The sequence below is a fragment of the Micromonospora sp. U56 genome, assembly GCF_018070095.1.
In the GTDB taxonomy this organism is placed as follows: Bacteria; Actinomycetota; Actinomycetes; order Mycobacteriales; family Micromonosporaceae; genus Micromonospora; species Micromonospora purpureochromogenes.
On sequence record NZ_JAGPYL010000058.1, the window covers coordinates 1 to 26,975 of the forward strand.

A 26,975-nucleotide genomic window follows, 5' to 3' on the forward strand; every position below is an offset into this window, starting at 1 on the left:
GACGGCCAGCGTCATGATGCCGGCGGCCACGTCGGGCAGCGGCGGTCGCCGCAGCACCAGCGCGCCGGCCAGGGCCACCGCCGCGGCCAGCAGCAGCGCGGCGCCGGCCACCGTGGCCGCCGGTACGGTGGCCGCCCTCAGCAGCGCGGTGACCGCGTACGCCAGGGCGAGCGCCACCGCCGCTCCGTGCAGCAGCCAGGTCACCTGGGGCAGCCAGGGCACCGGCCGGACGACCTCGCCCGGTGCCGGGGCCGCCGTCGCGCCGAGCACCTCGCCGGCCTCCTCGGGTGCCGCCTCGGGTCGGCCCTCGGTGGCGGGGCGCTGCCGGGGCGCGGTCGGCGCGGCCGGCGGGTCGACCGGCAGGTCGCGGCGGACCGGGCGTTCCAGCAGCAGCGACGAGCGGGCCAGCCAGAGGGCGAGCACGGCGACGACGGTCAGCGCGCACGCCCACCCGCCGGGGCCGGTGAGCCGGTCGTACGCCAGCAGCGGCACCACCGGTTGGGCGGCGAGCACGGCGGCGAAGCGGGGCGCGCGCAGGCCGGTGCCCCGGGCGTACCCGAGGGCGACGGCGGCGGTGACCGCGAAGATCACCCCGGAGAAGACCGCGCCGGAGGCGCCGCCGGCGCCGATCCGGTCCACCGCCCACAGCGCGTACCCGGCCAGCGGCACCAGCAGCAGGCCGACCGCGGCGATCGTCTCGGCGGTCGAGGTGAGCCCGCGCCGGGCGAGCACGGGCGGGGCGAGCAGCAGCAGCACGGTGGCGACCAGCAGGATGCCCAGCCGGGCGAGGGCGTCCATCGAGCTGGTGGCGACGGCGGCGAAGACCACCGCGGCCACGGCCAGCAGCAGCGCGCCGAGCCCGAGCGGGATGTTCTGCACCTCGCGGGAGGACGCCTCCGGCGGGTGCTCCGGATCGTCGGCGTCCAGCCAGGTGGCGGTGGCGCGCGGTGGCGGCGGCGGACCGTCGTCGGACCCGGGCGGCGCGGCGCCCTGCCGGGGCACCCGGGGCGGGGCGCCGGTGGCGGCGGTCGGCGGTCGGCGGCCGGGCTTGCGGCGCAGCACCCGGCGCGGGCGGGTGGCCTGCCTGGTCCGCTCCTCACCGGCGTGGGCGAGGATGTCGCGCTGGAAGAGGGCGGCCTGCATCTTGGCGGCGATCTGCCGCTGCTCGGCGAGGATGGCCGCCTCGCGCGCCTTCATCTCCGCGATGGACCGCTCGATCTCGGCCAGGTGTTCCCGCCACTGCGGCTGCTCGGCGCCGCAGTGCGGGCAACGGGCGGCCGGCTGAATCTGCCGCCCGCACGAGGAGCACTGAAAGCTCTCCACGACACCCCTCCACCCGGCCGGCCCGCACTGTGGACCTCCAGTGTCGAGCATGCCCTGCCCCGGCGCGGATTTCGACACCTGCCGCTGGCGATCCGGCACAACGACGAGCGCCGGCCGGGAAGCGGTGCTTCCCGGCCGGCGCGTCGGCGCGTATCCGTCAGGGGCGGCCCATGCCGCGGTATTCCCAGCCGGCCTGGGTCCACAGTGTGGAGTCGAGGCAGTTGCGCCCGTCGACCACCTTGCGCCCGGCGGCCAGCTCGCCGAGGACGAGCGGGTCGGCGTTGCGGAAGTCGGCCCACTCGGTGAGCACGCAGACCAGGTCGGCGCCGGTCACCGCGTCGTTCATGCTGGCCTCGTAGGTCAGCTCGGGGGCGACCCGGCGGGCGTTCTCGGTGCCCTGCGGGTCGTACACGTGCACGTCCGCGCCGGACTTGGCGAGCAGGGCGGCGACGGCGAGCGCCGGGGCGTCGCGGACGTCGTCGGTGTTGGGCTTGAAGGTGGCGCCCAGCACGGCGATCCGGGTGCCGGAGAAGTCCGGGCCGGCCGGGCCGGAGCGGCGGCCGAGCAGGTCGGCGGCGAGCTGGAGGACCCGGGTACGGCGGCGGAGGTTGATCAGGTCCACCTCGTGCAGGAAGCGCAGCGCCTCGCCGGCGCCCAGCTCCTGGGCCCGGGCCTGGAAGGCGCGGATGTCCTTGGGCAGGCAGGCGCCGCCGAAGCCGAGCCCGGCCTGGAGGAACCGGTTGCCGATGCGCGGGTCGTACCCGATCGCCCGGGCCAGCTGGGTCACGTCGCCGCCGGAGGCCTCGCAGACCTCGGCCATCGCGTTGATGAAGGAGATCTTGGTGGCCAGGAAGGCGTTCGCGGCGACCTTGACCAGCTCGGCGGTGGCGAAGTCGGTGACCACCAGGGGCACCTCGCGGTCCTCGGTGGCGGCCAGGTCGAAGACGCCCTTGTGGGCGGCGTAGAGCATGCCGTTGGCCCACTCGGTCTTGACGCCGACCACGATCCGGTTGGGGCGCAGCACGTCGTCGACGGCGAAGCCCTCCTGGAGGAACTCGGGGCTCCAGGCCACCTCGACGCCCAGGTCGTTGGGGGTGTGCTTGCCGACGAGCTGCTCCACCCACTCGGCGGTGCCAACCGGCACGGTGGACTTGCCGACGATCAGCGCCTTGCGGGTCAGGTGCTGGGCCAGGCTGGTCACCGACGCCTCGACGTACGACAGGTCGGCGCCCATCCCGTCGGCGCGCTGCGGGGTGCCCACGCAGATGAAGTGCACGTCGCCGAAGTCGGCGACCTCGCCGATGTCGGTGCTGAACCGCAGCCGACCGGCGGCGAGGTTGCGCCGGAGCAGCTCGTCCAGGCCCGGCTCGTGGATCGGGACCTCGCCCGCGTTCAGCTTGGCGATCTTGTTTGCGTCGACGTCGAAGCCGAGGACCTCGTAACCCAGCTCGGCATAGCAGATGGCGTACGTCGCGCCGAGGTAACCGGTCCCGAGGAAGGTCACCCGCGGTCGCGGGGCACCCGAGGGCGGCGTCACCGGGGTGATGGCCGGTACCGGCTGGATGTTCGGGTACGGGATCGTCACGCCTGTCTTCTCCGCTCGCACTGGCGGCGCGTCGCTGCGTCGCGTTCGGCTGGGGCGCCATGGCCGGCGCCGAGGGAACTTTGTCGTCTTGTGTGAGGATAGTCGTGCCGTGTCGACGCTGGTCGTGCGCGAGCCTACCCGCCGGTAAGGTCCGGCCGGACCTGGTAGCTATCCTTCACCCTGCGGCAGTCGGCGGACCCTCAGGACGCCACAGACTGCGCATGATAGCGGTGAAAGGGGAGGGCCGACATGGCCGCAGAGCAGTCGTTCGACGTCTACCGGTTGCCGGAGGAGCACGAGGCGATCCGGGAGGCGGTCCGTGAGGTCTGTGCCGCGAAGGTGGCCCCCAACGCCGCCGAGGCGGACGAGACCGGTGAGTTCCCCAAGGCGTCCTACGACGCGCTGCGGGCCGCGGACTTCCACGCCCCGCACATCCCCGTCGAGTACGGCGGCGCCGGCGCGGACGCGCTGGCCACGGCCATCGTGATCGAGGAGGTGGCGCGGGCCTGCGGCTCGTCCTCGCTGATCCCGGCGGTGAACAAGCTCGGCACCATGCCGCTGATCCTGGCCGGCTCCGAGGAGCTGAAGCAGAAGTACCTGACCCGGGTCGCCTCGGGCGACGCGATGTTCTCGTACTGCCTCTCCGAGCCGGAGGCGGGCAGCGACGCCGCGTCGATGACCACCCGGGCGGTGCGCGACGGCGACCACTGGGTGCTCAACGGCGTGAAGCGGTGGATCACCAACGCGGGCGTGTCGGAGTACTACACCGTCTTCGCTGTGACCGATCCCACAGCGCGTTCGCGGGGCATCTCCGCCTTCGTGGTGGAGAAGGCCGACACCGGCGTCAGCTTCGGCGCGCCGGAGAAGAAGCTCGGCATCAAGGGCTCGCCGACCCGCGAGGTCTACCTCGACAACGTCCGGATCCCGGCGGACCGCATGATCGGCGCCGAGGGCACCGGCTTCGCCACCGCGATGCAGACCCTGGACCACACCCGGGTCACCATCGCCGCGCAGGCCGTCGGCATCGCCCAGGGCGCGCTCGACTACGCCAAGGGATACGTCAGCGAGCGCAAGCAGTTCGGCAAGGCGATCGCGGAGTTCCAGGGCATCCAGTTCATGCTCGCCGACATGGGCATGAAGCTGGAGGCGGCCCGGCAGCTCACGTACGCCGCCGCCGGCAAGTCCGAGCGCGGCGACGCCGACCTGACCTACTTCGGCGCGGCGGCCAAGTGCTTCGCCTCCGACGCCGCCATGGAGATCACCACCGACGCGGTGCAGCTGCTCGGCGGCTACGGCTACACCCGCGACTACCCGGTCGAGCGGATGATGCGGGACGCCAAGATCACCCAGATCTATGAAGGAACGAACCAGGTGCAGCGCATCGTCATGGCCCGGCAGCTTCTGAAGGGCTGATTCGGGGCTGTTTTCGCAGCTCAGAGCAGGTGTGGCCGGGCCGACCGGCGCGGCCACGCAGCGTAGCTGAGTGATTACGTTGCGAGGTGTTTTCCGGTTACCCCAGAGCGCTTTTAGTTGGCGTTCTGGGGAGATCCTGGGGAGCTCCACCTATGCATCCGCATGTGCAGATTACATAGTGGACAATCCAGCGTGGTCGGGATATAGGTAGACGTCTCGGAAGAGACGTCTCGCCCAATCGATGGGGTTTGACTAAATGTCGCTGGGCTGGCGGTTACGTAGAGTGCGGGGCTGGGGCTCCGTCGGCCCGATCGTGGCGGCTGCGTCGTCCCTGGAGGTCCTCGGGCGGGAGCGGCCTGAGCCGGACCCGTCCGGCAATCAGCAAGCTCACGTAGGGGGACCGGCTGTGCGTCAGGCGGTGCAGGCGTTATCGGATTGGCCCTCACCCGATCACAGCGAACCTAGACAGTGGGGACGGGTTGGCCGCAGCGACGCCGATCAGCCCACCATGGCTGAGAGGTGGGCCCCCCGCTGTGGGCTGAACTGACGGCCTCGGGTCGCAGCCGCAGGAGTTGCTCCAGCGGAGCCCCGCAGGAGGTGTCGACAGGTGGATGTAGCGGTGGCCGGGTCGGCTGATCATGCTGGTTTCATCGCCTTGGCGGGTGAGGTTGAGCAGTGGTTCGGGCCGATGATCGACGATCCGGAGTTCCAGGAGACGCTGGACAAGAACATCCGGCGCGGCTCTGCGCTGTGCGTGAGGGGCGGCGACGATCAGGTGCTCGGTGGTTTGCTGCTGAGCGCGCGGCCCTCGAGGTATCGGATCGGTTGGCTGGTCGTGGCCGGCGACTTCCGTGGTCGGGGAGTGGGCAGAGCTCTTGTCGCTGAGTCGATCAAGAGGATGGTTCCACCCGTAAGCATCCTCGAAGTGTTGACCTTCGGAGCTGAGCACCCGGCCGCTGTCCCCAGCGGGGCCAGGCCCTCTACGAGAGGCTGGGATTCCAGCCGGGCGAGATCATCGAAAGTCCCGGGCAGGACGGCCCGCGTCAGTGGTTCAGGCGGGATCGGCTGTCACACGGTACCCATTTACGGGGATTCGAGTTCCGCAGAAAGCTGGGACGGGTCAAGTTGCCGAATGGTCGCGTGGAGCGCGGACGTGCTCAGGGGATGAGCTGGTTGGCGCCGTAGTTGTCCCACCAGGAGCGCCTGTGCTTGCGCACCAATCGAGTGAGCGGCACCCAGTTGCCGTCTAGTACAAGCGCGGCGTCCTCCGGCCGGGCAGCGAGCACCCGGGCTGCGGCCGCGACCATGTTGGGTGTCGCTCTGTCGGATGAGTCGTCCTTTGCCATGTGGAAGACGATGTTGACGTCGTGCTGGGTTCCCACTCTCACTGGGAATCGTTGTCGTCCTCGGCGTCGGAGTAGCCGTTGGTGCCCCCGTAGATGCTGGTCGTATATCCGGCCTCGTCTCGCAGGTCCGCACCGAGCAGCCGGGGGTAGCCAGGCAGCCTCGACTCCTCGACGCCTTTTCAAGCGGCGAGTTCGGCCACCTGGTCCAGCTGGATGTCGCCCGCCAGCGTCAGTTTGCGCGCGATCTCTGAGCCGGTCGCACCCGCCACCGGGGAGGATGGGCCATGAAGCGTGGGGCTCGAATCCGGGAGATGCGATCTTGAATCTGTCGTGCGTGTTTTGCTCGGTGACGGCGGGCGTTACCGATCCCGGCGTCTGCCTTGCCGTCAACAACGAGTTCGTTGTCTTCCCAGCACTTCACCAGCGGCCGAACAACCGAGGTCACATGCTGCTCGTTCCGGCCGGTCACTTCGGCGGCATCGCTGACGTGCCTCCCGAGAAGGCGGTCCCCATGCTGGCCGCGCTCCAGGTGACGACACAGGCGGTGAAGGCGGCGTTCGGCGCGAGCGGGACGACAGTGCGGCTTAACCTTGGGCCTCCCGCTCAAGACATCTTCCACCTGCACTGGCACATCGTTCCGCGGTACGTCGGCGATGACTTCAACAGTGCCAAGTCCACCGAGGTGCCTCTGAGTGAACGTTTGCAGCTCACGGCGAAGCTCGGCCCAGCACTTCGCCAGACGAGCTTCGGCCCGAGTCCGTAAGTGATCAGTCACCGGCGCTGGCACCAGCCGTGATCCCCACTGAAGCTGGAAGGCTCGCGACATCGCCCGCAGCCTCGGTTCTACTGCGGCGGGGACCAGAAAAGGTTCCTACGAACAGGTGACAGCCTGCACGTGCGGCAAGCAGCGGTTCGGGGCAGCGGCGCCTGGGTGGTTGGCGCGCGAGCAGCGGGTTCGCGGGGAAGGACGCAAGCCCCGGGTTAGCTCTTCCTCATCGGTACGGCGTCCAAGCAGCGTCGAGGTCGCCGTTGCGGAGGGTTCTCATTCGATGCCGCCACTGATCGCCAAGAGATGGATTCCCTCGTAGCACTGGAAGGACGCTGGTCACTAGTAGTACTTTGTCACGTTTTGGTCAAGGATGGTGGTTGTTGATAGCTGCTACTCGTTGGTTCCTGTGTGGACGGATTCGAAGTGACGCGGCTTCGTGATGACCTGGCTGATTTTGCTGGGGATGTGTTCGGGTCGTTGACCCGGGTCGGGTGGCGGGACCGGGCGGTGTCGTACCTGCAGGGGCTGATGTTGGACGGGCGGCGTAAGTCGATCCAGCCGATGGCGGCCCGGCTGGCCGGTGTGCACGATCAGGCGTTGAACCACTTCGTGACGAACAGCCCGTGGGACGCCACGCCCGTACGGCGTCGGTTGGCCCAGCGGATACATGAAGTGATCGGGCCGGTGGCGTGGGCGGTTGACGACACCGGGTGGCTCAAGTGCGGAGCCGCCTCCCCGGGGGTGGCCCGTCAGTACACGGGCACTGCGGGCAAGGTCACGAACTGCCAGATCGGGGTGAGCGTCAACCTGGTCACCGACACCGCGTCCTGTCCTACCAACTGGCGATTGTTCCTGCCCGCCGCCTGGGACCCCTGCTCGCCTGATGCCGGCCCGGACACGGTCCGGCGGCGGGAGCGGGCCGGGATCCCCGATGAGGTTGGGCATCGGGAGAAGTGGCGCCTGGCGTTGGACATGACCGACGAGCTGACCGGGTGGGGCCTGCGGGCCCCGCTGATCGTGGCCGACGCCGGATACGGCGACGCGGCCGAGTTCCGCCACGGCCTGGCCGAGCGGGGCCTGTCCTATGTGGTGCAGGTGTCAATACGCGCCGGCGTATACCCGCAGGAGGCGGTACGCAACACGCCGCCCTACCAGGGTGTCGGGAAGTATCCCGAACCGCGTTACCGGGAACCCGCCACCTCGGTGAAGGACCTGATCCTGACCTGCGGCCCAGCCCAGGCCCAGTCGGTGGCCTGGCGCGACGGCTCCCGAACCCGAGCCGGCAAGCCGGTCAAGATGCGGTCCCGGTTTGTGTTCACCCGCGTCCGACCGGCCGGGCGGACCCTCCTCGCCGCGCACCGCGGCCAGGACCTGCCCGAAGCGTGGCTGATCGCCGAATGGCCACCCGGCTGCGACGAGCCGACCAAGTACTGGCTGTCGAACCTTCCCACCACTACCGCGAAACGCACCCTCATCCGCTGGGCGAAACTGCGCTGGCGCATCGAACACGACTACCGCGAACTGAAAACCGGCCTCGGCCTGGACCACTACGAAGGCCGCACCTGGCAAGGCTGGCACCACCACGTCACCCTCGTCTCCGCAGCCCACGCCTTCTGCACCCTGCAACGCCTGCACCACCCAAAAGCAGCAGCGCCGGCCTGAGCCTCTACGCAGTCCCCCGCGACCTGCAACACCTCCTCGTCCGCCTCGCCGGCGCCTGCCCCACCTGCAAAACCCGTTTCCCTACCAGACGAAAACCCCGAAACCGTATCCGATCATGACAAAGCACTACTAGTACTCCAGCCGGAGATCTTGACCTTGGCTGATTGGGAGATGGTTCCCGGGGCTGACGTGGGAGCAGCCACCGTCGAACATGGACGGTTGGGTGGACTGACCATGATGCGGCGGTGGCTGCCGCCTACGGGGTAGGCGCCCGGCGGTGGCGGGAGTTGTTTGACGAGCTGATGGTGACCGTCGGAGTCCGTTTCCGCAGGCCGGAGCCCCGCTGGCGGGTGCTGGACTTCGTGCGGGGGTTGTTGGCGCCGTTGCCGCGGAAGAACTGCTGGACGATCGCTGAGCACGCCGGTGACGCCTCGCCGGACGGGGTGCAGGATCTGCTTGCCCGCGCTCGGTGGGACGACGGGCAGGTCCGCGCGGACGTGCGCGGGTTCATTGCTGGGCAGCTGGGTGACCCGGACGCGGTCCTGATCGTGGATGGGACGGGGGATCTGAAGAAGGGCCGACACACGGTCGGGGTCCAGCGCCAGTACTCGGGCACGGCCGGGAAGATCGAGAACTGCCAGCTCGCGGTGCATCTGGTCTATGCCACCGAGGCCGGGCACGCGCTGGTTGACGCGGCGCTCTACCTGCCGCGGGCCTGGTGTGAGGATCCGCAGCGCAGGGCCGAGGCCGGTGTCCCCGACGACACGACGTTCGCCACGAAGCCGCAGTTGGCCCGACGAATGATCGACTCCGCAGTCGCCGGCGGGCTGCCGTGTCGGTGGGTGGCAGCCGATGAGGCCATTCGACGTTCCATCGCGCAGCATTGGACGCTGCTAGTCGTTGCTGCGACGCGCCGTCACTCGCCGTGACCCGATTTCGGTAGGGCAGTTCAGCGAGTTTTCCCAGCTCAGCGGCTGTGCGCTCGTTGTTCACCCAGATCTACGAGGGCACCAACCAGGTGCAGCGCATCGTGATGGCCCGTCAGCTCCTCAAGGGCTGACGACGATCCTGAAGGGCTGACGACGACTCGTCGGGCGGGCGGGCCGGTTCTCCGGCCCGCCCGCAGCCGTCAACGGTTGTCGGTGCTGTCGCTCGCGGACCCGTAGCGGGGCGGCGCGGTCCACGGCGACTCCGTGCCGCTGCGCCGGGGCAGCGGCTCGGTGGAGGTGCCCACGTCCGGGTAGCCGAGGGTGAGCGGAGCGTTGTCCTGCTCGCTCCGCGCCCCGGACGGCGGCCAGTCGCCGAGCGTGAAGGTGTTCTCCGGCGGTGTGTCGTCGGCCGGGGTCAGCTCCGCCCCGGTGGACTGCGCCGGCCACTGTCGCCACCGCTGCACGCTGAAGGTCGCCATCAGCAGCAGCAGGCCGATCAAGAACAGCGTGCCGTTCCGCACCGGCTGGTCCAGCGGCAGCGGGTCCCCGAGCACCTTCCCGCCGTCCGGAATCTTGTCGAGCACGGTGAACGGGGCGATGAACATCCCCACGTACGGGATGACCAGCAGCAGCCCGGCGACGAGGGGGCCGAGCGGCGAGATGCGCAGGGTGCCGAGCAGACCGAGCAGAATGCCGGCGACGCCGAGGTAGACGGCCGGCTCGATCAGGTTGGGCGTGCTGTACGTACCGATCTCCACCCAGCGGTTCACGGTCCGACCCGACCCGTCCTGCCCGAGAGTGACCAGCACCCAGGTGATGGGCGCCACCACCAACCCGGCGAGGAAGCTCCAGAGATGTCGCATCCGCGCACCGTACCGTTTCCTCCATGACCGAGCACCCCTCCGCCGCCCCGCCGGGCAAGCCCACCTCGTACTCCCGGGTCACGCTGAGTCGCATCATGACCGCCGTCGACGTCAACCTCTACGGGACGGTGCACGGCGGAGTGCTGATGAAGTTCGTCGACGACGTGGCCGGGGCCGCCGCGGCGCGGCACAGCGGGGGCACCGCCGTCACCGCGGCCATCGACGAGATCGTCTTCTCCGAGGCGGTCCGGGTGGGCGACCTGGTGCACGCACACGCCCAGGTGAACTGGACCGGGCAGACCTCGATGGAGGTGGGCGTCCGGGTGGTCGCCGAGCGCTGGGACTCGGCCGAGGACGAGCCGGTCCGGGTGGCCACCGCGTACCTGGTCTTCGTCGGTGTCGACGTGGGCGGCGCGCCCCGGGCGGTCCGGCCGGTGCTGCCGGAGACCCTGGAGGACGAGCGCCGGTTCCGGGAGGCGGAGATCCGCCGGGCGCACCGGCTGGCCAGGCGGCGGGCCATCCAGGCGCACCGGGCCGGCTGAGGCGTCCCGCCCGTGCCTCGTGGCGCGACCCACACAGGTGGCCGGTCCGGCGTGTGGGCCGGCCACGCCCCCTCACCGGCGCCGGGTGCGGAGAATGACGCTTCGAGGTAGGGCAAGATGGCGCCACGGCCCATTCACAGTGTGGTGCGGGGCCCGAGGGAGGGTGGAGCAGTGGGTGACGTGCTGTGGACGCCGCCGGCGGACGTACTCCAGCGGTCGCGGATCGGGAACTACCTGCGCTGGCTGCGTGAGCACCGCGGGCTGGACTTCGCCGACTACGACGCGCTGTGGCGCTGGTCGGTCGACGACCTGGCCGCGTTCTGGCGCTCGGTCTGGGACCACTTCGAGGTCATCGCGCACACCCCGCCGACGGCGACCCTGACCGACCCGACGATGCCGGGCACCCGCTGGTTCCCCGGAGCCACGCTCAACTACGCCGAGAACGTGCTGCGGATGCCGGGCCGCTCGGACGACGACCCGGTGGTGATCGCGCACGGCCAGACCCGCGCGCCGGTCACGCTGACCGCCGCGCAGCTGCGCGAGCAGGTCCGCCGGGTGGCGGCCGGGCTGCGCCGGCTCGGCGTGGTCGCCGGGGACCGGGTGGCCGCGTACGCCCCGAACATCCCGGAGACGTACGTGCTGCTGCTGGCCACCAGCAGCCTCGGCGCGGTCTTCTCCTCCTGCGCGCCGGAGTTCGGCACCCGCAGCGTCACCGACCGCTGGCAGCAGATCGAGCCGAAGGTGCTGGTGGCCGTGGACGGCTACCGGTACGGCGACAAGCCGGTCGACCGGCGCGGCGAGGTGGCCGCCATCCGGGCCGCCCTGCCCTCGCTGGAGCACACCGTCGGCATCGCGTACCTCGACCCGGCGGGCGCCAACGGCCATAATTCGGCCTCCGCGCCGCTCGGCGGCACTCCGAACCGAATGACGGCCGCGCCGGAGGGCGCGCTGAGCTGGGACGAGCTGGCCGCCCCGACCGACGAGCCGCTGACCTTCACCCCGGTGCCGTTCGACCACCCGCTCTACGTGCTCTACTCCTCCGGCACCACCGGCCTGCCCAAGCCGATCGTGCACGGGCACGGGGGCATCCTGCTGGAGCACCTGAAGATGCTCGCCCTGCACCACGACCTGGGCCCGGCCGACCGGTTCTTCTGGTTCACCACCACCGGCTGGATGATGTGGAACTTCCTGGTCTCCGCCCCGGCGGTGGGCGCGACGATCGTGCTCTTCGACGGCAACCCGGGCCACCCCGACCTGGGTGCGCTCTGGCGGCTGGCCGAGGAGACCCAGACGACGTACTTCGGCACCTCGGCGCCGTTCCTGCTGGCCTGCCGCAAGGCCGGCCTGGTGCCCAGGGAGATCGCCGACCTCGCCGCGCTGCGCGGGGTCGGCTCGACCGGCGCGCCGCTGCCCGCCGAGGGCTTCACCTGGGTGTACGAGACGGTCGGTGAGAGCCTCCAGCTCCAGTCCCTCTCCGGCGGCACGGACGTCTGCACCGGGTTCGTCGGCGGGGTGCCGCTGCTGCCGGTGCACGCCGGTGAGATCACCTGCCGGGCCCTCGGCGCGCGGGTGGAGGCCCGCTCCGCCGACGGCACCCCGGTCATCGGCGAGCTGGGCGAGCTGGTGATCACCGCGCCGATGCCGAGCATGCCGGTGGGCTTCTGGAACGACCCGGACGGCCGCCGCTACCGGGAGGCGTACTTCGAGGTCTACCCCGGGGTGTGGCGGCACGGCGACTGGATCACGATCAACGACCGGGGCGGCTGCGTCATCACCGGCCGGTCGGACGCCACCCTGAACCGGGGCGGCGTGCGGCTCGGCACCGCCGAGTTCTACTCGGTGGTCGAGGGGCTGGACGAGGTCGTCGACTCGGTGGTCGTGCACCTGGAGGACGACGAGGGCGGCGCGGGCGAGCTGCTGCTCTTCGTGGTCCTCGCCGAGGGGCTGGAGCTGGACGACGCGCTGCGCCGGAAGATCTGCCGGGAGCTGCGCACCGCCCTGTCGCCCCGGCACGTCCCGGACGAGATCCACCAGGTCCGCGCCGTGCCGCGCACGCTGTCGGCCAAGAAGCTGGAGGTGCCGGTCAAGAAGATCCTCACCGGCACCCCGGTGGACTCGGCCGCCGCCAAGGGCGCCCTGGCCAACCCCGAGTCGCTGACCGCCTTCGCCACCTTCGCCCAGCGCCGCGCCAGCGACCACGACACCCCCACCCCCGCCTGACCCACCCCGCACCGCGCCCGTCGGCGCGGGTCGCCGGGCCCGGCTCAGGCGAGGATCCGGGTCACCTTCTCGGACGCCACCCGGCCGTCGAGCCGGGTGGCGTCGAGGTTGCCGCAGAGGACGATGCTGGCGCCCCGCACCAGCGGGGCGAGCAGCCAGTCGACCGGGTCGGGGTGCCGGGCGGCGTCGACCAGGAGGCGGTCGCCGGGGGCGATGCACAGCTCCGTCGCGCGGTCGGCCGCCGGGGCCAGCAGCGCCGCGTCGCCCGGGCCACCCTGAAAGTACGGCGTGAAGTGGTCGCCGTGGGTGCGTACCTCGACCACGTAGTCGGCGAAACCGGCCGGCACCGCGCGCAGTGGGGCGGCGAACGGGGCGAGCGCCAGGGCGTACCGGTCCCCGGCCGACCAGGCGGCCGCCTCGGCGACCCGGTCGGCGGCGGCGAAGAGCACGTCCACGTCGCCCGGCGTGTCGGCCACCGTCACCCCCGCCGACCAGCAGCCCAGCAGCACCGCGGCGGTCTGCCAGTGCGGCGGGAGCAGCACCGCGGCGGCATCGCCGGGGGAGAGGGCGAGCTCGTCGACGAGCAGGTTGGCGGTCTTGGCCACCCAGTTCGCCAGGGTCGCGCCGGACAGTTCGGTGCGCTCGCCGGTGGCGTCGTCGTACCAGGTCAGCAGGGGGCGGGCGGGGTCGGTCGCGATCGCGTCGGCGAAGACCCGGGCAATGTTCTCGGCCATCGGCGCGAACGATACGCCGCCGAGACCCGTACTCGATGACGATGACAAGTCGGCGTACCGTCGGGTCGCAGTCAGCGTCCGGACCGGGCTCCGGCGTAGGCTTGCCCGGAGTGTTGTTCCCCACAGACCCGCCAGTTCAAGGAGTCGCCCCGTGACCGCCGGTCGCCCGCCCCGCGTGCTCATCGACGCCACGAGTGTCCCCGCCGACCGTGGCGGCGTCGGTAGATACGTCGACGGCCTCCTCGGCGCCCTCGGCACCGTGTGCGGTTCGGGGGTGGACCTGGTCGTGGTCGGCCTCCGCACCGACCTGGAGCGCTACACCCGGATGCTGCCGGGCGCCGAGGTCATCCCCGCCCCGGCGGCCGTCGCGCACCGGCCCGCCCGCCTCGCCTGGGAGCAGACCGGCCTGCCGCTGCTCGCCCAGCAGGTCGGCGCGGAGGTGCTGCACTCGCCCTTCTACACCTGCCCGCTGCGGGCCGGCTGTCCGGTCACCGTGACCGTGCACGACGCGACCTTCTTCACCGAGCCGGAGCACTACGACAAGTCCCGGCGGACGTTCTTCCGCAGCGCGATCAAGACCTCGCTGCGCCGGGCCGACCGGGTGATCGTGCCGAGCAAGGCCACCCGGGACGAGCTGATCCGGCTGCTCGACGCCGACCCCACCCGGATCGACGTCGCCTACCACGGCGTCGACCACGCGGCCTTCCACGCGCCCAGCGAGGAGGAGAAGGCCCGGGTCCGGGCCCGGCTGGGGCTGGGCAACAGCAGCTACGTCGCCTTCCTCGGCGCCAAGGAGCCGCGCAAGAACGTCCCCAACCTGATCCGCGGCTGGGCCCGCGCGGTGGGCGACCGGGACAACCCGCCGGCCCTGGTGGTCGCCGGCGGCCAGGGGCACGACGACGACATCGACCGCGCCGTGGCCGAGGTGCCGTCGCACCTGCGCCTGCTGCGCCCGGGCTACCTGCGCTACGCCGACCTGCCCGGCTTCCTCGGCGGCGCGCTGGTGGCCGCCTACCCGTCGTACGGCGAGGGGTTCGGGCTGCCGATCCTGGAGGCGATGGCGTGCGCGGCCCCGGTGCTCACCACCCCGCGCCTCTCGCTGCCCGAGGTGGGTGGCGACGCGGTCGCCTACACCAGCGAGGACCCGGACCAGATCGCCACCGACCTGGCCGCCCTCCTCGACGACGAGCAACGCCGGCTCTCCCTGGCCAAGGCCGGTTTCGACCGGGCCAAGGAGTTCACCTGGGGGTCCAGCGCCGAGGTGCACATCGCGGCGTGGAGCCGGGCCCGGGCCTGAGCGTGCGACGACCCGGCGAACGACCCCGTGTCCGCCCCGAGACGGTTCGGGCATGATGTGCTGATGCTCTACGCCGTCATCCCGGCGGGAGGCAGCGGCACGAGACTGTGGCCGCTGTCCCGCGCGGGGCACCCCAAGTTCCTCCACCCGCTCACCGGCACCAGCGCCTCGCTGCTCCAGGCGACCGTCAACCGGCTGGCGCCGCTGACCACACCGGAGCACATCCTGGTCGTCACCGGCGCGGCGCACGCGGCGGCGGTGGCCCGGCAGCTCACCGGGGTGCCCGAGGAGAACATCCTGGTGGAGCCCTCGCCGCGGGACTCCTGCGCGGCGATCGCGCTGGCCGCCGCGGTGATCGCGCAGCGGGACCCGGAGGCGGTGATGGGCTCCTTCGCGGCCGACCACCTGATCCGGGACGCCGACGCCTGGGTGGAGACGGTGCGCGCGGCGGTACGCGGCGCGGAGCGGGGTCTGCTGATGACGGTGGGCATCACCCCGACCCGTGCCGAGACCGGGTACGGCTACCTGGAGACCGGCGAGCCGACCGGCGACGGTCCACTGCGTCCGGTCACCGAGTTCAAGGAGAAGCCGGCCGCGCCGGTCGCCGAGGCGTACCTGCGCTCGGGGCGGCACCTCTGGAACGCCAGCATGTTCGTCTGGCGGGTGGACGTCTTCCTCGCCGAACTGGCCCGCCAGCAGCCGGCCCTGCACTCCGGGGTGAGCGCCATCGCCGCCGCCTGGGGCACCCCCGAGCAGGACGACATCCTGGGCACGGTCTGGCCGACGCTGCCGAAGATCTCCGTCGACTACGCGGTGATGGAGGGCGCGGCGACCGCCGGTCGGGTCGCGACGGTGCCCGGCGACTTCGGCTGGAACGACGTCGGGGACTTCCACACCCTCGGTGACGTGCTCCCCGCCGACCCGGCCGGCAACGTGGTGCTGGGCACCGACGCCAAGCCGGGCGTGCTGCTGCACGACTGCGCCGACCTGGTGGTGGTGCCGCAGTCCGGCCGGCTGGTCGCCGCGCTCGGGGTACGGGACCTGATCGTGGTGGACACCCCGGACGCGGTGCTGGTCTGCCCGCGCGACCGCGCCCAGGACGTCAAGGTGCTGGTCGACGCGCTCAAGGAGCGGGGCGAGGAGGGCCTGGTCTGACCCGCCTCGCCGCCGGTCGCCTCCTCAGGCGCGGCGGCGCAGCGCGGCCAGGGCCGGCGCGACGAGCTGGACCGTCCCGCCGGCCAGCGGCTCGGGCAGCCGGTCCGGCGGGAACCAGCCCAGCGCCTCGGACTCGTCGCTGACCCGTTCCACCGCGCCGGGCGGGGCGAAGACCGCGAAGCGTACGTCGTGGTGCAGCGAGCCGCCCTGGCAGGCGACCGGGTGGATGTCCACGTCGATCGGCACCGGGTCGACGACCAGCCCGGCGATCCCCGACTCCTCGGTCGCCTCGCGCAGCGCGGCCCCGGCGAGGGTACGGTCGGCCGGCTCGCAGTGCCCGCCGAGCTGCACCCACCGGCGGAACTTGCCGTGCAGGCAGAGCAGCACCCGCTCTCCGGTGGCGTCCAGCACCAGCGCGCTGGCGGTGACGTGCCCGGGTCGGTGGCTGCGGCCCATCGCCACCGGCCCGGCGGTCAGCAGCTCCAGGGTGCGGTCCCGCGCCTCGGCGGCGGCGGGGCCGGTCGCCGTCCACCCGCTCAGCAGCGCCACCGCGTCGGCGTGCAGCGCCGCCTCGCCGGCGGACGGGGACGGGGGGCGGGCGGGGTCGGTCGGGGTGGAGACGTCGGGCACCCCGACACTCTACGAGCGTCGGCTCCGTACCCTGGCCCGGTGACCCTGCGACTCGTCGAGTTCGTCGTGGCCGGCAACGAGGCCAGTGACCTGCTGCCGGTCCGTTCCGCGGCGCTGCTGCGCGCGTACGGCGCCCGGCGCGGGTTCTGGACGGTGCTGGACGAGGGCCCGGTGGAGCGTTGCCTGGCCCTGCTGCTGGAACGCTCCGACGGCGCGTGGGTCGCCCGGCACGTGCCCGCCGACGCCGGCGTCGAGAACGGGCGCACCGAGGACGGCGAGGCGCTGGCCCACCACGACGGCTGGGTGTACGTCTTCGGCTCGCACTTCGGCTCGAAGGCCGGCCCGCTGCGCCCGCGCCGGGCGTTCGTGGCCCGGTTCCGCGAGGACGACGCGGCGGCGGGGACCCTGCCGGTGCGGGTGGTGCGCAACCGGTTCCGGGTGCACCGGGTGGTCAACGACGCGTTGGCGAAGTCGCCCTTCACCCCGCTGCCGCCCGGCGACCGGGTCCGCCGCCGGTTCATCGTCGAGACGCTGGCCCGGGGCACCGCCCGGGCGAAGAGCTGGGTGAGCCGGCTCGCCGAGGACGACCTGCCGCTGAACGTGGAGGCCGCCACGTTCACCCCGGACGGCACCGTGCTGCTCGGCCTCCGGTTCCCGGTGACCGCCGCCGGTGAGCCGATCCTGGTCGAGCTGGCCGGGGTGCCGGAAATGTTCGCCGGGGACGGCGACTGGCCGGTGGCCGGCCGGGCGTACGCGCTGACCGGGGTGACGCCGTCGGGCGCGCTGGTCGGCTTCCGCGCGATCGCCCCGACCGCCGACGGCGGCTACGCGGCGGTGGTCGGCTCGATCGACGCGCTGGGCAAGGGCTCGGTGCTGCTGGACGACCATCCGGCGGGGGGTGGGGTGACCTCCCGGCACGTCCGCTTCCGGTGGCGGCCGGGGGCCGAGGAGCATCTGGTCGCCGGGGAGCTGGTGGCCGACCTGGCGCCCTTCCACCACGTGGAGGGTCTGGCCGAGCTGGACGGGAGCTGCTTCTACGTCACCGACGAGGACCACCGGGTCGCGCTCTGGATCGGCTGACCGGCCCGCTCGGCGCGGAGCGCCCGGGGGACACCTCTGCGGACCAGGGCCGCAGACCCTCGTGGTGTCTCCCGGACGCGCCCACCGCCCCCAGGCGTCCCGGTCGGGTGGCTGGTGGACCCCTTCGTACGCCGGACCGGGCAGTAGGAGCATGCCAACCGGCGGTCGGGGGCGTCGAGGTTTTTCAGCCCACGCTTAAAAGTGGAGGTAAGTGCCGGGCGGGTAGAGTGCAGAGGGTCGGTGGGCAATCCCCCTGTCCGCCCTCAGGAGCGCTTCCATGCTGACGATCCACTTCTCTCAGGAGGACATTCTCCGGACCAGGGTGGCCCCCGCGGCCGACCCGATCTGGGAGCTGGTGCTGAGTCTGCACCTGCTGCAGGGCCGTACCCGGGACCCGCTGATGGCGCACTGGCGCCGGGGCGTCGCCCGCGAGCTGCGCCGCGACGTCACCTCCCACCAGCTCCGGTTGCTCTTCGCGCTGAACCCGCCGCGCGGCTACTTCCCGGACTTCCTCACCCCGTACCAGAGCGTGGCGGGGTTCGAGGCGGGGCTGGACGCGGTCCGGTCCACCCCGATCGACCTGCTGAACCGGGACCTGACCGTGCTGGCGGGGGCGAACTCGCTGCCCTCCTCCGCCGCCGCGCTGGCCCGCGGCGAGCCGGAGGTGCTGCAACTGCTCACCGACTCGATGACGCAGTACCGGTCGGTGGCGCTCGAGCCGTACTGGGGGCGGATCCAGGCGGCGGTGGAGGCCGACCGTAACCGGCGCGCCCGTGCCCTGCTCGACGGCGGGGCGGAGGGGCTGCTGGCCAGCCTGCGCCCCACCATGCGCTGGGACTCCGGGCGGTTGGAGGTGCTGGACTACCCGGACCGCCGGGAGCTGCACCTGGACGGGCGCGGGCTGCTGCTGGTGCCCTCGTTCTTCTGCGCGCGTACCCCGGTGGCCCTGCTCGACCCGGCGCTGCCCCCGGTGCTGGTCTATCCGGTGGACCGGCTGGGCGGTCTGGTCCCGGCGCCCGGCGAGGGCGCCGGCCCGAACCGCGAGGGGGCCGGGCGGGAGGCGCTCGCCGCGCTGCTCGGCCGGACCCGGGCCGCGGTGCTGGAGGTCAGCGACGACGGCTGCACCACCGGCGAGGTGGCCCGGCGGCTGCACATCTCGCCGGCCGCCGCCAGCCAGCACACCGCCGTGCTGCGCAACGCCGGGCTGCTGGTCAGCCAGCGGGACCGCAACACGGTGCTGCACACCCTGACCCCGCTGGGCCGGGCCATGCTGGACGCCTGACCCGGCCTCAGCGGGCCATGCTGGAGGCCTGACCCGGCCCGACGTCAGATCGCCAGGCAGGCGCTGGCCGTGCTGCCCGCCGGGGGCGGCAGCAGCGCCGAGGGCACCCCCTCGGCGGCCAGCGCGGTGCGCAGCCGTTGCAGGTCCGCGCCGAAGCGCACCAGGTCCGGCCGGTCGATCGGGGTGGGTGCCGCGCCGAGGATCAGCCCGGTGGCCCCCACCGGCCAGCCCGGGACGGTGGCGACCAGGCCGGCGCGTACCTCTTCGTCGGTGACGTGGGTGAAGGCGGTGCCGGGCGCGACCACGCCGGCGACCGCGGCGACGGCCCGCCGGACCGCCTCCGGGTCGGCCGGCGTCGGACCGGTGCCGTCGGCGAGGGTCGCGGCGGACCGGAGGCCGGCCGCCCGCGCCTCGGCGGTGCCGAGTGAGAAGAGGTCCATCGTCGCGTCCCGGACCAGGACGCTCGCGCCCGCGCCGTCGTCGGTGCGGCCGGCACCCAGGTACCCGCGCACCACCGCGACCGGGACCTGGTCGCATTTACCCTTGATCAACTCGCCGGCGCCGGCCAGCTCGTCGACCACGGCCATCTGGGTCAGCTGCAACTCGTTGCCGTACGGGTCGACCTCGCCCCGGTGGTCGCGGATGGCGGACATGCCGGCCACGCCGAGCGCCACGTCGGTGAGCCCGTTGCGCCAGGGCCGACCCATCGTGTCGCTGACGATCACCGCCACGTCGACGCCGTACCGCTCGGCCAGGGCGGCGCGCAGCGCCCGGGCCGAGGCGTCCGGGTCCTTGGGCAGCAGCACCAGCCGGGTCTTGTCGACGTTGGAGGCGTCGATCCCGGCGGAGGCCATCACGAAGCCGTGGTGCGTCTGGACGATCCGGGTCGCGCCACGGGTCGCCACCACCCGGGCGGTCTCGGCGGCCAGCACCTCGTCGCGCGCGGCGAGCCGTTCCGGCCCGTCCGCCGGCACGTCGACCAGCCGACCCTCCGCCTTCGAGACGATCTTGCTGGTCACCACCAGCACGTCCCCGTCGCGCAGCCACGGCGCGGCGGTCGCGATCAGCGCGGCCAGGTCGTCGCCCTCGGTCACGTCGCCGATGCCCAGCACCGGCAGGATCTCCAGTCTCACACCAGCTCCAACGCGGCCCGCACCAGCTGCGCGGTCGCCGCCTCGTCGGTCATCCGCAGCGGCGCGGACCGGACCGCCACCCCCGGCACCGAGGTGCCCTCGTCCTCCGGCGCGACCAGCCAGCCGTCGAGCAGGCCGCCCTCGCTCCGCCCGCCGTAGAGCCGGCCCACCCCGGCGGCGCTGCACTCCACACCCAGCACCGACAGGCACCGGTCGGCCATCCCGCGCACCGGAGCGCCGCCGATGATCGGAGAGACCCCGACCACCCGGGCCGGACGCTGGGCGACCGCGTCGCGCAGCCCCGGCACGGCGAGCACCGGGGCGACGCTCACCACCGGGTTGCTCGGCGCGACCAGCACGGCGTCCGCGCCGGCGATCGCCTCCAGCACCCCCGGCGCCGGCTTGGCGCTCTCCGCGCCGACGAAGACGAACCGGTGGGTGGGGATGTCCGCCCGGTAGCGCACCCACCACTCCTGGAAGTGGATCGCCCGCTGCCCCTCCTCGCCGTCGACCACCACGTGGGTCTCCAGCCGGTCGTCGGTCGCCGGCAGCAGGCGTACGCCGGGCTGCCAGCGGCTGGCCAGCGCCTCGGTCACCGCGGAGAGCGGGTACCCGGCGTTGAGCATGGTGGTCCGCACCAGATGGGTGGCGATGTCCTTGTCGCCGAGCCCGAACCAGGTCGGCTCCGCGCCGTACGCGGCCAGCTCCGCCTTGACCGTCCAGGTCTCACCGACCCGTCCCCAGCCGCGTTCCGGGTCGGCCCCGCCGCCCAGGGTGTACATGACGCTGTCCAGGTCGGGGCAGACCTTGAGCCCGTGCAGGAGCAGGTCGTCACCGACGTTGACCACGGCGGTCACCTCGGCGCCCACCTCGCGGGCGTACGCCCGGACGCCGAGCAGGAACCGGGCGCCCCCGATCCCGCCGGTCAGAACCACAATGCGCATGACGTCCATCCTGGCGTACGCGACGCCTGCGGTCCGTCGGTGGCCCGGGAGACTAGGCTCACGTCGGCATCTGTCCGTTTCGCCCGAGGGAGAACTCGTGACCAGCCCCGCCGAGCCGGCGCCGAAAGACGCGACGCAGGCCCGCCAGCTCACCGGTCCACTGCGCGAACTCGCCGCGTTCGTGCTGCTCGGCGCGAATGCCGTGCTGCTCTTCGTCGGACTGATCCGGCTGCTCGCGCCGGCCTCGGAGTACAGCACCTTCTCGAGCCGGGCCGGCAGCACCTTCTTCTCGTTCGTCGGCATCGAGGCGACCGTCCTGCCGCTGCTGGCCGTGCTGCTCGCCACGCACGTCCCGCCGGTCCTGCCGCGGGCGAAGCAGATCACCCAGGTCGCGGTCGGCGAGTACGCCTTCGGCGCGCTCTTCGGCACGCTGACCTTCCTGATCTGGCTGGTCAACCGGCTGGCCGACGCGGAGGTGCTGGACGCCCTGCTCGGCCTGCTGACCCGGGCCGCCTGGTTCGCGCTCTTCGCCCTCGCCGCGTTCGTCGTCTACCGGGTCTGGCGGGCGTTCTACCACGTCCCCCGTCCCAGGCCGCAGCCCGGCGTGTACGGCCAGCCGCAGCCCGGTTGGCCGCAGCAGTCCGGCCAGGGCTACCCCGCCGCCGGTTACCCGCCCCCGGGCCAGCCCGCCGGCCACCCCGGCACCGGCTACCCGCCCGCCGGTCAGCCGTCCGCCGGTTACCCGGCCGCCGGCCAGTACGGCCAGTACGGCCAGCCGGGCCCGTCCTCGGCCCCGCCGTTCGGCGCCGCTCCGCAGTCGGCACCGCCGTTCGGCACGCCGCAGTCCGCGCCGCCGTTCGCCAGCCCGAACACCGCTCCGCCGTTCGGCCAGCCGCCGTCGGCCGACCCCACCCAGACCATCCCACGCCAGCCGGGCGAGGTGGGCGGGCCGGCCGGGCCGCCCGGTGGCGAGGACGTCGACCGGACCCAGCGCTTCCACCGGGACGACCCGAACTCCCCACGCTGAGCCGAGCCGCCCGTCCGCTGTCGCCGGGCCGGGTCGGCTCAGCGAAGCACCACCGCGGTGAGCGTGATACCTCAGCGGCATCAAGATGACCCTGAGGTATCACGCTCGACGTGCCGCGCCCGGGACGCATCCGCCGGCAACCGACCGGCGCGGGGCGGGTTGATCTCACACCGTCTTCCGTGCCCGTCCGGCCGGCCGAGCCAGCGCATAGGCTGAGCGGATGGCTGACCGCACCGATCCCGCCCCGACCGAGGCGAGCGTGCAGCGCGCGCTGCGCCGGGCGGCCACCGGCCGCGCGCTGGACGTCGCGGAGGCGACCGCGCTGCTGGCGGCCCGGGGGGCCGAGCTCGACGAACTGCTCCGCGTCGCCGGGGAGATCCGCGACGCCGGGCTGCGCGACGCCGGCCGGCCGGGCGTGGTGACGTACTCGAAGAAGGTCTTCATCCCGCTGACCCGGCTCTGCCGGGACCGCTGCCACTACTGCACCTTCGCCACCGTGCCGCACCGGCTGCCGGCCGCCTTCCTGGAGCAGGACGAGGTGCTGGCGATCGCCCGGCAGGGCGCGGCGCTGGGCTGCAAGGAGGCCCTGTTCACCCTCGGTGACCGGCCGGAGGAGCGCTGGCCGGCGGCCCGCGAGTGGTTGGACGAGCGCGGGTACGACTCCACCCTGGACTACCTGCGTGCCTGCGCGGTGGCGGTGCTGGAGGAGACCGGCCTGCTGCCCCACCTCAACCCGGGCGTGCTGTCCTGGTCGGAGCTGCAACGGCTCAAGCCGGTCGCGCCGAGCATGGGGATGATGCTGGAGACCACCGCGACCCGGCTCTGGTCCGAGCCGGGTGGCCCGCACTTCGGCTCGCCGGACAAGGAACCCGCGGTGCGGCTGCGGGTGCTCGACGACGCCGGCCGGGTCGGGGTGCCGTTCACCACCGGCATCCTGATCGGCATCGGCGAGACCCCGGCCGAGCGGGTCGACGCGATCTTCGCGATCCGCCGGGCCATGCGGGAGTACGGCCACCTCCAGGAGGTGATCGTGCAGAACTTCCGCGCCAAGCCGGACACGGCGATGCGCGGCATGCCCGACGCCGAGCTGCACGACCTGGCCGCCACGGTGGCGGTGGCCCGGCTGCTGCTCGGCCCCAGGGCCCGGATCCAGGCCCCGCCCAACCTGATCGAGGGCGAGTACGACCTGCTGCTGCGCGCCGGCATCGACGACTGGGGCGGGGTGTCGCCGCTGACCCCGGACCACGTCAACCCGGAGCGGCCCTGGCCGCAGCTCGACGAGCTGGCCCGGCACACCGAGAAGTCCGGCTTCACCCTGCGCGAGCGGCTGACCGTCTACCCCGAGTACGTCCGGGCCGGTGACCCCTGGCTCGACCACCGGCTGCTGCCGCACGTCGGCGCGCTGGCCGACCCGGAGACGGGGCTCGCCGTCGAGTCCGCCCGGCCGGTGGGCCGGCCGTGGCAGGAGCCCGACGAGACGTACGGCGGGCGGACCGACCTGCACGTCACCATCGACACCACCGGGCGTACCGGGGACCGGCGGGGCGACTTCGACAGCGTCTACGGCGACTGGTCGGAGGTCGCCGGCAAGGTGACCGCGGGGGCCGCCCCCGGCGGCGACGCCGACGTACGGGCCGGGCTGCGGCTGGCCGCCGACGACCCGGCGGCGCTGCTGGAGCCCCGGCACGCCGAGCTGGCGCTGGCCCTCTTCGGCGCGGACGGTCCGGCGCTGGACGAGCTGTGCCGGCTCGCCGACGACGTCCGGCGCGACGCCGTCGGCGACGACGTCACCTACGTGGTCAACCGCAACATCAACTTCAGCAACGTCTGCTACGTGGGCTGCCGGTTCTGCGCGTTCGCCCAGCGGGAACGGGACGCCGACGCGTTCCGGCTCTCGGTGGAGCAGGTCGCCGACCGGGCCGAGGAGGCCTGGGCGGCCGGGGCCACCGAGGTCTGCCTCCAGGGCGGGATCGACCCGAAGATGCCGGTGACCGGCTACGCCGACCTGGTCCGGGCGATCAAGGCACGGGTGCCGGGGATGCACGTGCACGCCTTCTCCCCGATGGAGATCGTCACCGCCGCCGCGAAGGCCGGCGTGCCGGTGCGGGAGTGGCTGACCCGGCTGCGCGAGGCCGGGCTGGACACCATCCCGGGCACCGCCGCGGAGATCCTCGACGACGACGTGCGCTGGGTGCTCACCAAGGGCAAGCTGCCGGCCGCCGCCTGGGTCGACGTGGTCAGCACGGCCCACAAGCTGGGCATCCGGTCCAGCTCCACGATGATGTACGGCCACGTGGACCACCCCGGGCAGTGGTTGGCGCACTTCCGGGTGCTGGCCGGGGTGCAGGACCGCACCGGCGGGTTCACCGAGTTCGTGGCGCTGCCGTTCGTGCACACCAACGCGCCGATCTACCTCGCCGGCATCGCCCGGCCGGGGCCCACCTGGCGGGAGAACCGGGCGGTGCACGCGATGGCCCGGCTGCTGCTGCACGGCCGGATCGACAACATCCAGTGCTCCTGGGTGAAGCTGGGCGATGCCGGCACGGTGGCGATGCTCCAGGGCGGCTGCAACGACCTGGGCGGCACGCTGATGGAGGAGACCATCTCTCGGATGGCCGGGTCCGGCAACGGTTCGGCGCGTACCGAGGAGCAGTTGCGGGCCATCGCGGCGGCCGCCGGTCGACCGGCGCGCAAGCGGACGACCGCGTACGGTCACCACCCCGCGTAGCGTCGAACCTTTCCCCGGCACCGGCCGTACCACTGGTCGCCGGCGGCGGTTGAGGCGAGGGCCGCCGTCGGCAGCCCCTCGCGAGCCATCGCGGGCGCGTACGCGCCGCCGGAGGAAAGGTTCCCCATGACGAGTGACGAGCGGAAGCGGCCCTGGCCGCGACTGACCCGCCGGCAGACGTTGACCGCCGCGGCGAGCGCCACGCTGGGCGCCGCCGCCCTCACCGTGCCGGGCCTGTCGGCCGCGCAGAACGCCCCCTCGGCCGCCGGCGCGAAGGACGACCCGATCGTGGTCCACCTGCGCGACGCCGCCACCGGGACGATGGACGTCTTCGTCGGCACGTCCCGGATCGAGGTACGCGACCGCGGGCTGGCGGACCGGTTGCGGCGCGCCGCCGGGCGGCGCTGACCCGCCGGCGTACGGCCTCCCGCCCTCCCCGTCCGGCCCGGCGCGGGCTCTCGGCGCCCGGCCACCCTCACCTCACTCCTGATCCCGCAAAGGTTGGTCCGCCATGTCCTCCCATCGCGAAGCACCGGAGATAAGCAAGGATCCGGTCGCCGACAGCTCCGACCTGTACGCGTTCGTCAGCCCCGACCGGCCCGACTCGGTGACGCTGATCGCCAACTACGTGCCGTTGCAGCTCCCCTCCGGCGGACCGAACTTCTTCGAGTTCGGCGACGACGTGCGGTACGAGATTCACATTGACAACGACGGTGACGGCCGTCCCGACGTGAGCTACCGGTTCGAATTCAGCACCGAGATCACGAATCCGAACAGCTTTCTTTACAACACCGGCCCGATCGAGTCGTTGGACAGCGAGAACTGGAATCGGCGCCAGTTCTACAAGCTGACCCGGGTGGCCGACGGCCGGGAGCACGTGCTCGCAAACAAGCTGCCCTGCCCGCCGTGCAACGTCGGGCCGCTCTCCACCCCGAACTACGCCCAGCTGGCTCGCCAGGCGACGTACAGCCTCTCCACCGGGGAGCGGGTCTTCGCCGGGCAGCGCGCGGACGGCTTCTTCGTCGACCTCGGGGCCATCTTCGACCTGGGTACGCTGCGGCCGTTCCAGCAGTTGCACGTCGCCGGCAAGAAGCTGTTCAAGGCCGAGGGCGAGCCGGTCAACGCCCTGGACCGGATGAACGTGCACAGCATCGCGGTGCAGGTGCCGCTGAGCAAGGTGCGCCGCAAGGCCAACCGGTACGCTCCCGCCGACCGCGCCTCGGTGATCGGCGTGTGGACGTCGGCCTCGCGGCAGCAGGTGCGGGTGCTCGGCGACCGGGCCGCCGCGGACACCGCCACCGGCCCGTGGACCCAGGTGTCCCGGCTGGGCAACCCGTTGTTCAACGAGGTCATCGTGCCAATGTCCAAGAAGGACCTGTGGAACACCCTGCCGCCATCGGAGGACAAGCGGTTCGCCCGCTTCGTCGAGCAGCCGGAGCTGGCCGCCCTGCTGCCGGCCCTCTATCCGGGCGTCTTCCCCAAGCTGGACGCGCTGAACAAGGCCAAGAAGGCCCGGGCGGACCTGGCGGCGATCCTGCTCACCGGCATCCCGGCCGGGCTGATCGACGGCTTCACCAACAACACCGGCGACGTGCAGGCCGACATGCTGCGGCTGAACACCGCGATCAAGCCGACCGCCAAGCCGGACCGGTTCGGCGTGCTCGGCGGCGACCTGGCCGGCTTCCCCAACGGCCGGCGGGTCGGCGACGACGTGGTGAGCATCGCGCTGCGGGCCATCGCCGGGCTCACCGTGCCGCTGGTGGACAAGGCCTTCACCCCCGACGTGGCGGCCGGCGCGGTCACCCCGGGGCTGAGCGCCGCCGACGTGACCGCGCCCTTCCTGGCCGGCTTCCCATTCCTGGGTACGCCGTACGACGGGTTCAACAACCCGCCGGTGGCGAAGTCCTGAGCGGAGGGAGGACGTCATGCACGGGCACGATCACCGGTACGGGCCGACGGAGAGCGGCACCGTCCTGCTCGACCTGGGCGCGGACACCGGCGCGCTGATCGTCCACACCGGCCGTCGGCTGCACGGGCGGGAGATCGAGATCAGCCCGGCCGACCGGCCTGACGGGCCGCGTACCCATTCGGCCGTGCGGGAGCGGGTCGTCCGGGACGGGGTGTTCCACAGTGCCGTGTACCCGGACCTGCCGGCCGGTCTCTATACCGTCTGGTGGGACGAGCGGACACCCGCCGGCGCGATCTCCGTCACCGGCGGGGCCGTCGCCGAGTTCGTCTGGCCGAGCAGCGCTCCGCCGGGGGTGAGCTGATCACCGCTCCGCGTCCGAGCCGTCGCGCCCCGTCCACATCATG

General features: G+C 72.6%; 22 protein-coding genes and 2 pseudogenes. 16 read left to right on the plus strand and 8 right to left on the minus strand.

Annotated elements, in window-relative coordinates:
* Window positions 1–1,323: pseudogene (locus KBX37_RS19555) on the minus strand (permease); the annotation flags it as partial.
* A gap of 157 nt (window positions 1,324–1,480) precedes the next feature.
* The gene (locus KBX37_RS19560) at window positions 1,481–2,908 is read right to left on the minus strand and encodes a UDP-glucose/GDP-mannose dehydrogenase family protein (RefSeq protein WP_210777385.1); all 1,428 of its coding nucleotides are present in this window, start codon (window positions 2,906–2,908) and stop codon (window positions 1,481–1,483) included.
* A 249-nt stretch (window positions 2,909–3,157) separates the two neighbouring features.
* Here KBX37_RS19560 and KBX37_RS19565 point away from each other — a divergent pair, with 249 nt between their 5' ends.
* On the plus strand, window positions 3,158–4,321 hold the full coding sequence (locus tag KBX37_RS19565; RefSeq protein WP_210777386.1) for an acyl-CoA dehydrogenase family protein: 1,164 nt from the start codon (window positions 3,158–3,160) through the stop codon (window positions 4,319–4,321).
* Between the two features lie 607 nt (window positions 4,322–4,928).
* Window positions 4,929–5,489, plus strand: a complete 561-nt coding sequence (locus tag KBX37_RS19570; RefSeq protein WP_210777387.1) for a GNAT family N-acetyltransferase — start codon at window positions 4,929–4,931, stop codon at window positions 5,487–5,489.
* Here the strand turns inward: KBX37_RS19570 and KBX37_RS19575 are convergent.
* Window positions 5,479–5,912 (minus strand): annotated as a pseudogene (locus KBX37_RS19575) (SitI3 family protein). The gene KBX37_RS19570 and the pseudogene KBX37_RS19575 overlap by 11 nt on opposite strands.
* Window positions 5,913–5,986: 74 nt before the next feature.
* Between KBX37_RS19575 and KBX37_RS19580 the strand changes: the two are divergent.
* From KBX37_RS19580 to KBX37_RS19590, 3 genes are all read left to right on the plus strand, one after another.
* The gene (locus tag KBX37_RS19580; protein WP_210777388.1) at window positions 5,987–6,430 is read left to right on the plus strand and encodes an HIT family protein; all 444 of its coding nucleotides are present in this window, start codon (window positions 5,987–5,989) and stop codon (window positions 6,428–6,430) included.
* A 414-nt stretch (window positions 6,431–6,844) separates the two neighbouring features.
* Window positions 6,845–8,098, plus strand: coding sequence for an IS701 family transposase (locus KBX37_RS19585; RefSeq protein ID WP_210777389.1), 1,254 nt, complete (start codon window positions 6,845–6,847; stop codon window positions 8,096–8,098).
* Between the two features lie 287 nt (window positions 8,099–8,385).
* Window positions 8,386–9,027: an IS701 family transposase gene (locus KBX37_RS19590; RefSeq protein ID WP_374103801.1), complete on the plus strand. Its 642-nt coding sequence runs from the start codon at window positions 8,386–8,388 to the stop codon at window positions 9,025–9,027.
* Window positions 9,028–9,227: 200 nt separating this feature from the next.
* Here KBX37_RS19590 and KBX37_RS19595 read toward each other — a convergent pair whose 3' ends face one another.
* Window positions 9,228–9,890, minus strand: a complete 663-nt coding sequence (locus KBX37_RS19595; RefSeq protein ID WP_210777390.1) for a hypothetical protein — start codon at window positions 9,888–9,890, stop codon at window positions 9,228–9,230.
* Between the two features lie 23 nt (window positions 9,891–9,913).
* Here KBX37_RS19595 and KBX37_RS19600 point away from each other — a divergent pair, with 23 nt between their 5' ends.
* A complete protein-coding gene (locus KBX37_RS19600) occupies window positions 9,914–10,432 on the plus strand; it encodes an acyl-CoA thioesterase (RefSeq protein ID WP_154939395.1) in 519 nt (172 codons plus the stop codon).
* A gap of 171 nt (window positions 10,433–10,603) precedes the next feature.
* A complete protein-coding gene (locus tag KBX37_RS19605) occupies window positions 10,604–12,652 on the plus strand; it encodes an acetoacetate--CoA ligase (protein WP_210777391.1) in 2,049 nt (682 codons plus the stop codon).
* A gap of 44 nt (window positions 12,653–12,696) precedes the next feature.
* Here KBX37_RS19605 and KBX37_RS19610 read toward each other — a convergent pair whose 3' ends face one another.
* Complete coding sequence (locus tag KBX37_RS19610) at window positions 12,697–13,386, minus strand: TIGR03089 family protein (RefSeq protein WP_210777392.1); 690 nt, start codon at window positions 13,384–13,386, stop codon at window positions 12,697–12,699.
* 151 nt (window positions 13,387–13,537) lie between these two features.
* Here KBX37_RS19610 and KBX37_RS19615 point away from each other — a divergent pair, with 151 nt between their 5' ends.
* Window positions 13,538–14,683 carry a glycosyltransferase family 1 protein gene (locus KBX37_RS19615; RefSeq protein WP_210777393.1) on the plus strand — a complete coding sequence of 382 codons (1,146 nt, stop codon included), beginning with the start codon at window positions 13,538–13,540 and terminating at the stop codon, window positions 14,681–14,683.
* A 63-nt stretch (window positions 14,684–14,746) separates the two neighbouring features.
* Window positions 14,747–15,838 (plus strand): mannose-1-phosphate guanylyltransferase, encoded by a 1,092-nt coding sequence (locus KBX37_RS19620; protein WP_210777394.1) that lies wholly within the window; start codon window positions 14,747–14,749, stop codon window positions 15,836–15,838.
* A gap of 24 nt (window positions 15,839–15,862) precedes the next feature.
* On the opposite strand, the gene KBX37_RS19625 is transcribed toward KBX37_RS19620, so the two are convergent.
* The gene (locus KBX37_RS19625; protein ID WP_210777395.1) at window positions 15,863–16,468 is read right to left on the minus strand and encodes an NUDIX domain-containing protein; all 606 of its coding nucleotides are present in this window, start codon (window positions 16,466–16,468) and stop codon (window positions 15,863–15,865) included.
* Between the two features lie 39 nt (window positions 16,469–16,507).
* On the opposite strand from KBX37_RS19625, the gene KBX37_RS19630 reads away from it, so the two are divergent.
* A complete protein-coding gene (locus tag KBX37_RS19630; protein ID WP_210777396.1) occupies window positions 16,508–17,548 on the plus strand; it encodes a hypothetical protein in 1,041 nt (346 codons plus the stop codon).
* Between the two features lie 277 nt (window positions 17,549–17,825).
* Window positions 17,826–18,830 carry a helix-turn-helix transcriptional regulator gene (locus KBX37_RS19635; RefSeq protein ID WP_210777397.1) on the plus strand — a complete coding sequence of 335 codons (1,005 nt, stop codon included), beginning with the start codon at window positions 17,826–17,828 and terminating at the stop codon, window positions 18,828–18,830.
* A 44-nt stretch (window positions 18,831–18,874) separates the two neighbouring features.
* Here the strand turns inward: KBX37_RS19635 and KBX37_RS19640 are convergent, their stop codons facing one another.
* Entirely contained in the window at window positions 18,875–19,963 is a 1,089-nt protein-coding gene (locus KBX37_RS19640) for a coenzyme F420-0:L-glutamate ligase (RefSeq protein WP_210777398.1), read from the minus strand.
* Complete coding sequence (gene cofD / locus KBX37_RS19645) at window positions 19,960–20,907, minus strand: 2-phospho-L-lactate transferase (protein WP_210777399.1); 948 nt, start codon at window positions 20,905–20,907, stop codon at window positions 19,960–19,962. Before cofD ends, KBX37_RS19640 begins: the two co-directional genes overlap by 4 nt.
* A 97-nt stretch (window positions 20,908–21,004) precedes the next feature.
* Between cofD and KBX37_RS19650 the strand changes: the two genes are divergently transcribed.
* The 5 genes from KBX37_RS19650 (at window position 21,005) to KBX37_RS19670 (ending at window position 26,932) form a co-directional block, all read left to right on the plus strand.
* The gene (locus tag KBX37_RS19650) at window positions 21,005–21,934 is read left to right on the plus strand and encodes a hypothetical protein (protein ID WP_210777400.1); all 930 of its coding nucleotides are present in this window, start codon (window positions 21,005–21,007) and stop codon (window positions 21,932–21,934) included.
* Between the two features lie 220 nt (window positions 21,935–22,154).
* Window positions 22,155–24,662 carry a bifunctional FO biosynthesis protein CofGH gene (locus KBX37_RS19655; protein WP_210777401.1) on the plus strand — a complete coding sequence of 836 codons (2,508 nt, stop codon included), beginning with the start codon at window positions 22,155–22,157 and terminating at the stop codon, window positions 24,660–24,662.
* Window positions 24,663–24,788: 126 nt separating this feature from the next.
* The gene (locus tag KBX37_RS19660; protein WP_088963882.1) at window positions 24,789–25,070 is read left to right on the plus strand and encodes a hypothetical protein; all 282 of its coding nucleotides are present in this window, start codon (window positions 24,789–24,791) and stop codon (window positions 25,068–25,070) included.
* Between the two features lie 103 nt (window positions 25,071–25,173).
* Window positions 25,174–26,571 (plus strand): DUF4331 domain-containing protein, encoded by a 1,398-nt coding sequence (locus KBX37_RS19665; RefSeq protein ID WP_210777402.1) that lies wholly within the window; start codon window positions 25,174–25,176, stop codon window positions 26,569–26,571.
* Between the two features lie 16 nt (window positions 26,572–26,587).
* Window positions 26,588–26,932 carry a phospholipase gene (locus tag KBX37_RS19670; RefSeq protein WP_210777403.1) on the plus strand — a complete coding sequence of 115 codons (345 nt, stop codon included), beginning with the start codon at window positions 26,588–26,590 and terminating at the stop codon, window positions 26,930–26,932.
* The last annotated feature ends 43 nt before the right edge of the window (window positions 26,933–26,975 follow it).